Source organism: Yersinia pekkanenii (assembly GCF_001152565.1).
Lineage (GTDB): Bacteria > Pseudomonadota > Gammaproteobacteria > Enterobacterales > Enterobacteriaceae > Yersinia > Yersinia pekkanenii.
Genome location: NZ_CQAZ01000005.1, coordinates 1 through 12062 on the forward strand (window position 1 = coordinate 1; position 12062 = coordinate 12062).

Sequence of the window (12062 nt, forward strand, 5' to 3'; positions counted from 1 at the left end):
GGAGGCGCATTATAGGGAGTTCCTGACAGCCTGCAACCCCTAATTTGAAAAAACTTTTCAACCGCGCTTTATTTCAACGATTTGCCGTGATAACCAGCATTATTGCTGTTTTTTGTACTGTAGCGCTAAGAAATCCTGAGCAAAACTGCTTACCTGTTGCCAATCTGTATATTCAACTTCTTTACTGGTATCCGTTTCTCCGCCTGTCATACGCATAATTAGTTGAATCATCACCCGATCTATCCAGCGATAGCGGGGATAACGTAGAGCACCCGCGAATACCGTGCATAACACTGGCTGCCACGGTGTGCTGAGCAAGAATTTACGCACATAGGAATTGGTTTGTGGAGAACGCTTTTCCGGCTTACGCGCTGTCAGGTTCACGGCAAAGAACGCATTCGGCATCTGATTTAGCTGTTCAACGTGTTTGTTAACGAATTTACTCAATACTGAATTGAAGTGCCCATAACGTACAGACGCACCAATCATGACTTGTTGGTATTGACTTAGATCGATTTGCCCTACCTGCGATAGGTCCTGTATTTCACAGGTGACCGCCGCCGATAATTGTTTAGCTATATAAGAAGCAATAGTTTGTGTTTGGCCATCTCGGCTGGAGTAAAGAATCAGTACTTTCATTGCAATGTTCCTTATGCAGAATTATTCACGCCAGAATGTGGGGGTGAACAGAACCAGCAAGGTGAATACTTCCAACCGGCCAAATAGCATGGTGATAACCAATATCCACTTAGCGGCTGGGTTCATCGACGTGAAGTTATCGGCGACCACGCCCAAACCAGGGCCAAGGTTGTTCAGCGTCGCCGTCACCGCGGCGAAGGCAGAGAATTCATCGACCCCAGTCGCGATAATCGCCAACATACTAATAATGAAAACCAGCGCATAAGCAGAAAAGAACCCCCAGACCGCTTCCAATATCCGTTCTGGCAATGCCCGCCTCCCCAGTTTGATGGTATAAACCGCGTTTGGGTGGACTAGCCGTTTTAATTCACGCGAACCTTGTAGATAGAGCAGCAGGATACGGATAACTTTCAGACCGCCGCCAGTCGATCCCGCACAGCCACCGATAAAAGCAGAACATAATAAGAGTATCGGTAGGAACAACGGCCACTTGGAAATACCATCGGTGGTGAAACCTGCGGTGGTGGCCATTGATACCACTTGGAAAAATGCCTGATTCACTGTCTCCATACCGGTTTTATACACATTATGATACCAGAGCACCAAGGTACAAACGGCAACCAGCGTCAATTGCACAAAGATGAACATACGGAATTCAGGGTCACGCCAATAAACTTTTAAACTTCGCCCACTTAGAACAGCAAAGTGTAGGCCAAAGTTACAACCGGAAATCAGTAAGAAGATAGCGATAATCGTGTTGATGGTCGGGCTGTTGAAATAACCAATACTGGCGTCATGGGTAGAGAAGCCACCAATCGCTATTGTCGAGAAGCTGTGGGAGATAGCATCAAATACCGACATCCCTGCCCCCCATAGAGAAAGCGCACAGGCAATAGTCAGTAATACATAGATAAGCCACAACGTCTTAGCCGTTTCGGCAATCCGGGGCCGCATTTTATTGTCTTTCAGCGGGCCGGGCATTTCCGCCCGATAGAGCTGCATTCCCCCGACCCCCAAAATAGGCAGGATAGCCACAGCCAGTACAATTATCCCCATACCACCGAGCCATTGCAGCATTTGCCGATAAAATAAAATGGCTTTGGGCAATGAATCCAGCCCCACTAATGTGGTCGCCCCTGTGGTAGTCAGCCCGGAGAATGATTCAAAGAATGCATCAGTTAGCGAAAGGTTGGGTCGCTCGGAGAATAAGAAAGGTAATGCCCCGACACTGCCTAGCACCGTCCAGAATAGCACTACAATAAGAAAGCCCTCACGGGGCTTCAGTTCATGCTTTTGTTTTCGGTTCGGTAACCATAGAAAGAGGCCTATCGCCAGAGCAACAAAAAAGGTTTCGCTGAAGGCACGGCCAGCACCATCACGATAGATCAACGCCACCAGTCCGGGAATAAACATTGTTCCGGAGAATAAGATGACCAGCAGACCAACAATACGGGTTATGGCACGAAAATGCATTCCGGCACGTTCCTTAGCAATTCACTTGGATGGGGATTATTGCGAAATGGGCGTCAATTGCAACGTACCACGACTGAGATCACGCAATTTATCCCCGACCTGACTGGCTTGAGTTGCTGGCAAAGAGAGATGAAGTGTTACAAGTTCCGCGTATTCACTCCGTAAAATCTGGCCTTCAACCTGCTTTAATAATGTTTCTACTATGGACAACTGCGCGTAGTCACACTGCAAAGTATATTCAACCTGTGGGACTTTATATTTTACTTCAATCTGCTTTAACGCCTGTTGAACACCACTGCCATAAGCCCTGACTAACCCGCCAGTACCCAGCTTGATGCCACCATAATAGCGCACAACCACTGCGGTTATTTCACCAACACCGCTCCCCATTAGCTGTGCCAGAATGGGTTTACCCGCCGTACCTGAAGGTTCACCATCATCGGAAAAACCTAATTGCTGTGAATCTGTGGGTATACCAGCAACAAAAGCCCAGCAATGATGCCGGGCTGTTGGATGTTGCTGTTTGATCTGCTGAATCAAATCTTTCGCTTCCTTCACCCCGTTGGTATGAGCCAGCAAGGTGATGAAACGACTTTTTTTGATTTCTTCGCTGATAGTCACCGGAGCCGCAGGTATCAGATAAGGCTGCATCAGGCCAGCTTCAGGTCACGTGTCATGTTCTCAACCCGATTATCGTGAATAACGATATTGTCTTCTATACGAATACCGCCATAAGGTTTCAGTGCATCAATACGATCCCAATTGAAATGCTTACTAAATTCCCCAGAGCGCCAAGGTGCCAACAGAGATTCGATAAAATAGAGGCCCGGCTCAATGGTCAGTACCATACGTGGTTGCAGAATACGCGTACAACGCAGGTAAGGGTACTTCGATGGCGCACTTAGGTGGGTGCCTTTATCGTCTTGCATAAATCCAGCAGTATCATGCACTTGCAACCCAAGCGGATGACCCAATCCATGTGGCAGGAATGGGCAGGTAATACCTTGTTCGACCATCGTCTCTTCACTGATCCCGGTAACCAGTTGATGCGTATGCAATAGTTTCGCAATGCGCTGGTGCATCTGGATATGATAATCGGTATAGCTCACGCCACTTTTAATGGTATCAATCAGGGCTAATTGCTCAGTATTAAGGTCTTTAACCAACGCGGCAAAATCGCTATCGCTGTCTGCGGCATAAGTGCGGGTTAGGTCAGCAGCATAACCATTGTATTCAGCGCCCGCGTCCATCAGGAAACTCCGCATTTCTGCCGGGGGCTGATGTTGTAGCGTGGTATAATGAAGTACTGCTGAATGTTCATTCAACGCAACGATGTTATCGTAAGGCACATCAGTATCACGATGACCCGTCGCCATCAGATACGCCAGATTGATATCAAACTCACTCATACCGGACTGAAAGGCTTCATGAGCAGCCAGATGCCCAACAACTGCGGTCTTTTGTGCTTCCCGCATGCACGCCAGCTCATAATCCGTTTTATAAGAACGGTAGAAATGAAGGTAATCTAATACCGGTTGTGGGTTAATATTTTCGGCACTGAATCCCAGAGCCTGGGCGCGCTGCTGAGCATAGCCAATGTACGCCACGCGTTTGCGCTGTTCAGGCAATAATTGTGCTATATCATTAGCGTTTGCCAATGGTTGAATATCAATGGCTTTTGTCCAGAAGCTGTCCGGTAATGGTTCAACACTGTGCCAGTAATCTACCGGGGAGTAGAACCATAACTTCGGTGTATTAACCCCATCTACCCATAACCAGCAGTTTGGGACTTGAGTAACGGGCACCCAAGCTTTGAATTGTGCATTAACTTTAAACGGATAATCACGATCATCAAGGAAAATGCGTTGTAATTCACCGGAATGAATCAGTAAAGCGTCTAATTGATGCCGCTCCAGTACATCGCGGGTGCGTTGTTGTAGGGTGGATAAATGTTCGTTATATAAAGAAGCCAGCGTTTCCATCACAGTACCCTCGCTATTAGAACTTAATTTTTTTATCTTATCATAGTCACCGAGGCCATGTTCCGCCGGAACTCATTCCATGATGTGATAACAACGACATCCAAAATAACTGACGTAACAGTCTGCTCGCAAGTAGGCAATAAACCCGTTTTCAGCCCCTCGAGACGCCTCGAATAAAATTGATGAAAATCAATTATGCCATCGGATTGATTGTGATCTTCGCCGCAAAAAAATAATCTCTTATTTGCAATTTATTAACAAAATATCCACACTTCCTGAATATCTGGTCATACCAGATCACATGCGCTTATTTAGGAGATAGATATGCTCTACCAAAGCGAAACATTACAGCTTCACTGGCTGGAAAACGGCATTGCCGAGTTGGTGTTTGATGCACCGGGTTCAGTTAATAAGCTGGATACCAAAACTGTAGCCAATCTGGGGGAAGCCTTAGCTGTTTTAGAAAAACAAAGCAAACTCAAAGGGTTGCTGCTTCGTTCCGCCAAGGCGGCTTTTATTGTCGGTGCCGACATCACTGAGTTTCTATCCCTGTTTAATGCCCCACCAGAAAAGTTGCACCAATGGCTGGTTTTCGCCAATGATATTTTCAACCGTTTGGAAGACTTACCAGTACCAACCATTTCTGCAATCAATGGATATGCACTCGGTGGTGGCTGTGAATGTATTCTGTCCACGGATTTCCGCGTTGCCTCTCCGGAAACCCGTATCGGTTTGCCAGAAACCAAGTTAGGCATCATGCCAGGTTTTGGCGGTTCAGTACGTTTGCCACGTTTATTAGGCGCTGATAGTGCGCTGGAAATTATCGCGGCTGGCAAAGATATTATTGCTAAAGATGCACTAAAAGTTGGTTTGGTTGATGCCATTGTCGCCCCCGAAAAACTGACCAATGCGGCTTTAACCATGTTGCAACAAGCGATTGACGGCAAGCTCGACTGGCAAGCGGCTCGACGCCCCAAACTAGAACCACTGAAGCTCAACCCAATAGAAGCCGCCATGTGCTTTACCACGGCCAAAGGTATGGTTATGCAAGTGGCCGGGAAGCACTATCCTGCGCCATTGACCGCAGTAAAAACCATCGAAGCCGCAGCGACATGTAAGCGAGCCGAAGCATTAAAACTCGAAACCAATAGCTTTGTACCATTGGCAGGCTCCAATGAAGCCCGCGCTTTAGTCGGGATCTTCCTGAACGACCAATATGTCAAAGGCAAGGCTAAAAAATTGTCCAAAGGTGTCAGCGCACCAAAACAGGCCGCAGTGCTGGGAGCCGGGATTATGGGCGGAGGGATTGCTTATCAATCTGCGCTGAAAGGCGTACCTGTGATTATGAAAGACATTAATGAAAAATCGCTGGCCCTTGGAATGAACGAAGCCGCTAAATTGCTGAATAAGCAGTTGGAGCGCGGCAAAGTGAACGGTCTTAAAATGGCAAACATTTTAGCTACCATCCAGCCTACGCTAGATTACACCGGCATTGAACGCGCCCAACTTATTGTTGAAGCCGTGGTGGAAAACCCAAAAATCAAAGCCGCCGTTCTGGCAGAAACAGAAGCTCTGATCAGCGAGGACACTGTTCTTGCCTCTAATACTTCTACGATCCCAATCGACCAGTTAGCGAAATCACTTAAACGCCCGGAAAACTTCTGTGGCATGCACTTTTTTAATCCTGTCCACCGCATGCCGTTGGTTGAGATTATTCGTGGCGCGAAGACATCAGAGAAAACAATTGCTGCCGTTGTGGCATACGCCACGCAAATGGGTAAAACCCCGATTGTGGTAAATGATTGCCCAGGCTTCTTTGTTAACCGTGTCTTATTCCCTTACCTGGCTGGGTTTGGCATGTTGGTCAGAGATGGTGCCGACTTCCACCAAATTGATAAAGTGATGGAAAAACAGTTCGGCTGGCCAATGGGCCCGGCTTATCTGTTAGATGTGGTTGGTATTGATACCGCACACCATGCACAAGCTGTGATGGCCGTTGGCTTCCCTGATCGTATGAATAAAGATTATCGTGATGCGGTTGATGTGATGTTCGATAACCAACGATTTGGTCAGAAGAATGGCCAGGGTTTCTATCGTTATAGTCAGGATGCAAAAGGTAAACCGCGTAAAGAGAATGACGAACAAGTCGATACGTTGCTGGCACAAGTCAGCCAACCCATTCAGAAATTTAGCGACGACGATATTATCGCCCGCACCATGATCCCGATGATTAATGAAGTGGTGCGATGCCTGGAAGAAGGCATTATTGCCAGCCCGGCCGAAGGTGACATGGCACTGGTTTATGGGCTTGGCTTCCCTCCATTCCACGGCGGCGTGTTCCGTTATCTCGATACTATCGGTAGTGCAAATTATGTCGAAATGGCCCAGCGTTATGCCCACCTTGGCGCGCTGTACCACGTTCCTGCGGGCCTGAGAGCCAAAGCTGAACTTAACGAAAGCTATTATCCTGTGGCAGCAGCGCTGCTTGATGTTTCTACCCGTCAACCGGCATGAGGTCTGAAAACATGGAAAATGTAGTCATTATTGATGCTGTCCGTACCCCGATGGGCCGCTCCAAAGGGGGCGCTTTTCGTCAGGTACGGGCTGAAGATCTCTCCGCTCATTTAATGCGAGAGGTTCTAAGCCGCAATCCTGGGCTGAATACCGCCGAAATCGACGATATTTATTGGGGCTGTGTGCAACAGACTCTGGAACAGGGCTTTAATATCGCCCGAAATGCTTCTTTACTGGCAGAAATTCCGCATAGCGTGCCAGCTGTTACGGTTAACCGCCTGTGTGGTTCATCGATGCAGGCACTGCATGATGGTGCAAGAGCTATCATGGTGGGTGATGCGCAGGTCAGTTTGATTGGTGGCGTGGAACATATGGGCCACGTGCCAATGAATCATGGTGTGGACTTTCATCCGGGCATGGGCCGCACGGTGGCTAAAGCCGCCGGAATGATGGGATTAACCGCTGAAATGCTGGCTAAAATCCACAACATCAGCCGCCAGTCACAAGATGAATTTGCGGTTCGTTCCCATCAGCGCGCTTATGCTGCTACTCAGGCGGGCCACTTCGCCAACGAGATTGTCGCCACCAATGGCCACGATGCAGACGGTGTATTAAAACGCTTTGATTTTGATGAAGTTATTCGCCCGGAAACCAATCTGGCGAGTCTGTCGGCGCTACGCCCGGCCTTTGATCCGGTAAACGGCACAGTGACGGCTGGGACATCATCGGCACTTTCCGATGGTGCTTCTGCCATGCTTATCATGAGTGAATCCCGAGCTAAATCATTGGGCTTAACACCACGCGCACGCATTCGCTCGATGGCCGTCATCGGTTGTGATCCATCGATTATGGGCTATGGCCCAGTACCCGCCAGCAAATTAGCATTAAAGCGTGCTGGGTTAGCGTTGGAAGATATTGGTTTATTTGAATTAAATGAGGCGTTTGCCGCTCAATCGCTGGCTTGTCTGAAAGGTTTGGGTCTGCTGGAGAACATAGATGACAAAGTAAACCTGAATGGAGGAGCAATTGCATTAGGCCATCCATTGGGATGTTCAGGTGCGCGGATCTCTACCACATTGCTCAATCTAATGGAACGCCGTGATGTGCAATTCGGCCTGGCAACCATGTGTATCGGCTTAGGCCAAGGCATCGCTACCATCTTTGAACGCATATAACTTTCGAATAAATCATTAAGGGCCTGAATACAGGCCCTAATAACCGCTGCACCTGGTGTTTAGTTGCCGTTTTCCCGCCTATCTGGGGCGGTTTTTTTCTACTGATAGCTACAGCTACACTTGCTACAACACAGATAAAGGCATTCTAATCAGATAAAGGCAAAGGCATCGCCATAGATATGGGATTCCAGCGCGCCGCGTTCTGCACAAAAACGCTCACGGGCAATCTTCGCCATTTCAAAACGACCTGCGATATAGATATCCTGCTCAGCGAGTGAGCCGTAATCTTGCAACACCGCACTAAGTACCGTCCCGGTACGGCCACGCCAACCCTCTTCTGGCTGCTCCACCACAGGGATAACTTTCAGCTGTGGATACTTGATCGACAGCGCTTCCAGCTCGTTGAGATCATATAGATGTACAGCTTCACGTCCCCCCCAATAGATCGACACTTCACGATCAGGTTGCTCCGCCAAAGCGGCCAACAAGATTGAACGCACATAGGAAAAACCAGTACCGCCAGCAATCAACACCAACGGACGTTCACTGCCTTCCCGGAACCACGCATCACCATGAGGGATATCCACATCCAGGGTTTTCTCTTTCAGGATCCTGTCCATCACTGCCATAGCATACAGATTCAGCTCCGAAGCCCCGATATGCAGCTCAATGAAGTCTTGCTGTAATGGCGTTGATGCCATAGAAAATGGTCGTTTATCACGCTCGTCCATTACTACCATCAAATACTGCCCAGCACGGAAAGAAAACGCAGATGCAGGCACCAATTGCACCCGGTACACCGTATCGGTAATGGCCTCTACGGAGGTTACTTTACAGCTTAAAGTTGTCATGCCTTCCCTCTGTCGGGTCATCAAATGCAAAACTAAGGACAAAATCGACGCCGGTTAGCGTTTCGTATCTTTGTCACTGAAAATAGCGAGCTCATTCCAAATAGCATCAATACGGGCACGAACGTTTTCATCCATTTTAATTGGACGCCCCCATTCACGCGGAGTCTCAGCAGGCCATTTGTTAGTGGCATCCAACCCCATTTTCGATCCTAAACCGGAAACCGGTGAAGCGAAATCCAAATAATCTATTGGTGTATTTTCAATCAATACCGTATCGCGGGATGGGTCCATCCGGGTCGTAATCGCCCAAATGACATCATTCCAATCACGGGCATTAATATCATCATCACAAACAATAACAAATTTTGTATACATAAACTGACGTAAAAACGACCAAACGCCCATCATCACGCGTTTTGCATGCCCTGCATACTGTTTCTTGATGGTCACTACCGCCAGCCGATATGAACACCCTTCTGGTGGTAGATAGAAATCAACAATCTCTGGGAATTGCTTTTGCAAAATAGGCACAAATACTTCATTCAGCGCAGCCCCCATCACCGCCGGCTCATCCGGAGGGCGGCCAGTATAGGTTGAATGGTAAATAGCGTCTTTACGTTGGGTAATATGCGTAACGGTGAAGACAGGGAAGCTGTCTATCTCATTGTAATAACCAGTATGGTCACCATAAGGACCTTCCGGCGCCATATCACCCTGCTCAATATATCCTTCCAATACAATTTCGGCACTTGCAGGAACTTCAAGTGAGTTAGAAAGACACTTCACTACTTCCGTTTTATGCCCACGCAACAAGCCAGCAAAAGCATATTCAGATAGCGTGTCTGGTACCGGAGTTACTGCAGCCAAAATAGTTGCCGGATCGGCTCCCAAGGCAACAGCTACCGGGAAACGTTCACCGGGGTGTGCTTCGCACCACTCTTGATAGTCCAGAGCACCGCCGCGGTGGGATAACCAACGCATAATTAATTTGTTTTTACCCAGCACCTGCTGACGATAGATACCCAGGTTTTGGCGCTCTTTATGCGGGCCTCGAGTAACAGTCAGCCCCCAAGAGACTAATGGCGCTGCATCCTCCGGCCAGCAGTGCATAATGGGGATCCGGCTCAGGTCGACATCATCACCTTGCCAAACTTGCTCCTGACACGGAGCCGAGCTTAAGCATTTCGTCGGCATATTCAATACCTGCTTAAATTTAGGCAGTTTATCGAATAGATCACGGAAACCTTTCGGAGGATCAGGTTCTTTCAGAAAGGCCAACAGTTTACCTATATCCCGCAGTGCACTAACATCTTCTTGCCCCATGCCCATAGCGACACGTTTGGCCGTGCCAAACAAGTTGCACAGTACGGGCATGTTGTAACCCTTCGGATTCTCAAAAAGCAATGCAGGCCCACCAGCACGCAAGGTGCGGTCGGCAATTTCTGTCATTTCCAAATAGGGATCAATGGGCTGGCTAATACGTTTAAGTTCGCCCCTCTGTTCCAGCAACAAGAGGAAGTCACGTAAGTCACGGTATTTCATGCTGATCATTTCGGCGGCTATGTAATGCGCCATTATAAGCTGTCTTTATAGCTGTTGCTGTTTTTTTGTTAAAAATGCATACAGGCCCACACGAAAAAATACCTTACTGCGATTTATCGCTAACTTTCATCGATACAGACATGATTTAATCGCTATAAAATCAGCTACCTCTTTGTATAACAAGCTATATGCCCTAGTGATAAGTTCTTCCTAACTATATACTCCTCTACTTTTGATATGCTGCCAAATAGTAGCCAAAGGCATGTGAAATTATGAAACACTGGCATTTATTATATTGTAAACGTGGTCAGCTGTTACGCGCTAAAGAGCATTTAGAGCGGCAAGCTGTGAACTGCTGGACACCAATAGTGACTATCGAAAAGATAGTGCGTGGGAAACGTGCTGAGGCGACTGAAGCTCTATTCCCTAATTATCTGTTTGTGGAGTTTGATCCCGAATATATTCATACCACAACGATCAGCGCTACCCGAGGGGTTAGCCATTTCGTCCGCTTTGGTGCACAGCCTGCGGTGATCCCGGAAATCGTTATTACCGAGATGCAAACCCATACCGCGGATAAAATCATTGCGCCTGAAGTGCCCACCCCTGGCGATATCGTGACGATTACAGCAGGTGTTTTTGCCGGATTACAGGCGATTTATACTGAACCAGATGGTGAAGCACGCTCAATGCTGTTACTGAATATGCTCAATAGCCAAGTAATACAGAGTCTGGATAATCGTCAGTTCGAAAAACAATAATATGTTTACATATAATGAATAGAATATTAATTAGCAAGTTAATATTACCCAAGGTAGGCCACTCGGTACCTACCTTGCTAACGTTGATTTCCGTAACTTAACGTTGCATATGATCGTCATGTAACCATTGCGCGACCTGCTTCGCGAAATAGGTTAATACCCCATCAGCACCGGCTCGCTTAAAGCACAACAGAGACTCCATAACAGTCGGTTTCTCTTGCAGCCAGCCATTCTGGAACGCAGCCATGTGCATGGCATATTCACCTGAGACCTGATAGGCGAAGGTTGGTACACCAAAAGTATCCTTCACCCGACGTACCACATCCAAATATGGCATTCCAGGCTTGACCATGACCATGTCTGCGCCTTCCTGCAAGTCCTGAGCTATTTCTTGTAAAGCTTCATCACTGTTAGCCGGATCCATCTGATAGGTTTTCTTATTTCCACCTTTCAAATTACTACTGGAGCCAATGGCATCGCGGAATGGACCGTAGTAACAAGAAGCATATTTCGCTGAGTACGCCATTATTTGGGTATCAACCAGCCCTTGCAGTTCTAATTGATCGCGAATTGCACCAATACGGCCATCCATCATATCGCTTGGAGCAACAATCTCTGCGCCAGCCTCTGCATGTGACAATGCCTGACGAACCAAAATCTCTTTAGTAATGTCATTAATGACATAGCCATCTGCATCAATTACCCCATCTTGCCCGTGGGTCGTGTAAGGATCGAGAGCAACATCCGTAAGAATACCCAACTCTGGTACTGCATCTTTTAACGCACGTACAGTTCGTTGTACTAAACCATTCGGGTTATAGGCTTCTTCTGCATGTAAGGATTTAACACCAGGCTCAATGACCGGGAACAACGATATGACCGGAACACCAAGCTTTGCAATTAGCTCTGCTTCTTTCACCAACCGATCAATTGTCATACGCGATACGCCAGGCATAGACGGAACTGATTGCTGATGATTGGTCCCCTCCATAACAAATACCGGATAGATCAAATCATTGACTGTCAGTTGATTCTCAGCGACCAAGCGACGACTGAAATCATGACGGCGCACACGACGCATACGGCGTCCCGGAAAGGTGCCAGGGAATGCATAGCTCATATTGT

General features: G+C 47.6%; 10 protein-coding genes. 3 read left to right on the forward strand and 7 right to left on the reverse strand.

The window, feature by feature from the left end:
- Positions 1-99: 99 nt before the first annotated feature.
- Genes hemG through pepQ form a run of 4 tightly spaced genes read right to left on the reverse strand, consistent with a single transcriptional unit; the run spans position 100 to position 4094 of the window.
- Positions 100-639 (reverse strand): menaquinone-dependent protoporphyrinogen IX dehydrogenase, encoded by a 540-nt coding sequence (gene hemG / locus AEP37_RS03485; RefSeq protein WP_049609947.1) that lies wholly within the window; start codon positions 637-639, stop codon positions 100-102.
- 21 nt (positions 640-660) lie between these two features.
- Positions 661-2112 (reverse strand): Trk system potassium transporter TrkH, encoded by a 1452-nt coding sequence (gene trkH, locus AEP37_RS03490; RefSeq protein WP_049609950.1) that lies wholly within the window; start codon positions 2110-2112, stop codon positions 661-663.
- Between the two features lie 36 nt (positions 2113-2148).
- Positions 2149-2763: an IMPACT family protein gene (locus AEP37_RS03495; protein WP_049609953.1), complete on the reverse strand. Its 615-nt coding sequence runs from the start codon at positions 2761-2763 to the stop codon at positions 2149-2151.
- A complete protein-coding gene (pepQ, locus tag AEP37_RS03500) occupies positions 2763-4094 on the reverse strand; it encodes a Xaa-Pro dipeptidase (protein ID WP_049609957.1) in 1332 nt (443 codons plus the stop codon). The genes AEP37_RS03495 and pepQ overlap by 1 nt, the downstream gene beginning before the upstream one ends.
- Positions 4095-4418: 324 nt before the next feature.
- Between pepQ and fadB the strand changes: the two genes are divergently transcribed.
- Together fadB and fadA are read left to right on the forward strand one after the other, a co-directional pair.
- Entirely contained in the window at positions 4419-6608 is a 2190-nt protein-coding gene (fadB, locus tag AEP37_RS03505) for a fatty acid oxidation complex subunit alpha FadB (RefSeq protein ID WP_049609959.1), read from the forward strand.
- Between the two features lie 11 nt (positions 6609-6619).
- The gene (fadA, locus tag AEP37_RS03510) at positions 6620-7783 is read left to right on the forward strand and encodes an acetyl-CoA C-acyltransferase FadA (RefSeq protein ID WP_049609962.1); all 1164 of its coding nucleotides are present in this window, start codon (positions 6620-6622) and stop codon (positions 7781-7783) included.
- A gap of 149 nt (positions 7784-7932) precedes the next feature.
- Here fadA and fre read toward each other — a convergent pair whose 3' ends face one another.
- Both fre and ubiD read right to left on the reverse strand, forming a co-directional pair.
- Positions 7933-8634: an NAD(P)H-flavin reductase gene (fre, locus tag AEP37_RS03515; RefSeq protein WP_049609965.1), complete on the reverse strand. Its 702-nt coding sequence runs from the start codon at positions 8632-8634 to the stop codon at positions 7933-7935.
- A 54-nt stretch (positions 8635-8688) separates the two neighbouring features.
- Positions 8689-10185 carry a 4-hydroxy-3-polyprenylbenzoate decarboxylase gene (gene ubiD / locus AEP37_RS03520; RefSeq protein WP_049610330.1) on the reverse strand — a complete coding sequence of 499 codons (1497 nt, stop codon included), beginning with the start codon at positions 10183-10185 and terminating at the stop codon, positions 8689-8691.
- 263 nt (positions 10186-10448) lie between these two features.
- Between ubiD and rfaH the strand changes: the two genes are divergently transcribed.
- The gene (rfaH, locus tag AEP37_RS03525; RefSeq protein WP_049609968.1) at positions 10449-10937 is read left to right on the forward strand and encodes a transcription/translation regulatory transformer protein RfaH; all 489 of its coding nucleotides are present in this window, start codon (positions 10449-10451) and stop codon (positions 10935-10937) included.
- 97 nt (positions 10938-11034) lie between these two features.
- Here rfaH and hemB read toward each other — a convergent pair whose 3' ends face one another.
- The gene (gene hemB, locus AEP37_RS03530; RefSeq protein ID WP_049609972.1) at positions 11035-12057 is read right to left on the reverse strand and encodes a porphobilinogen synthase; all 1023 of its coding nucleotides are present in this window, start codon (positions 12055-12057) and stop codon (positions 11035-11037) included.
- Positions 12058-12062 lie beyond the last annotated feature (5 nt).

Bases quoted from the DNA above. Each gene is read 5' to 3' on its own strand.
- hemG (WP_049609947.1), bottom strand. From the start codon at position 639: ATGAAAGTACTGATTCTTTACTCCAGCCGAGATGGCCAAACACAAACT.
- trkH (WP_049609950.1), bottom strand. From the start codon at position 2,112: ATGCATTTTCGTGCCATAACCCGTATTGTTGGTCTGCTGGTCATCTTA.
- AEP37_RS03495 (WP_049609953.1), bottom strand. From the start codon at position 2,763: ATGCAGCCTTATCTGATACCTGCGGCTCCGGTGACTATCAGCGAAGAA.
- pepQ (WP_049609957.1), bottom strand. From the start codon at position 4,094: ATGGAAACGCTGGCTTCTTTATATAACGAACATTTATCCACCCTACAA.
- fadB (WP_049609959.1), top strand. From the start codon at position 4,419: ATGCTCTACCAAAGCGAAACATTACAGCTTCACTGGCTGGAAAACGGC.
- fadA (WP_049609962.1), top strand. From the start codon at position 6,620: ATGGAAAATGTAGTCATTATTGATGCTGTCCGTACCCCGATGGGCCGC.
- fre (WP_049609965.1), bottom strand. From the start codon at position 8,634: ATGACAACTTTAAGCTGTAAAGTAACCTCCGTAGAGGCCATTACCGAT.
- ubiD (WP_049610330.1), bottom strand. From the start codon at position 10,185: ATGATCAGCATGAAATACCGTGACTTACGTGACTTCCTCTTGTTGCTG.
- rfaH (WP_049609968.1), top strand. From the start codon at position 10,449: ATGAAACACTGGCATTTATTATATTGTAAACGTGGTCAGCTGTTACGC.
- hemB (WP_049609972.1), bottom strand. From the start codon at position 12,057: ATGAGCTATGCATTCCCTGGCACCTTTCCGGGACGCCGTATGCGTCGT.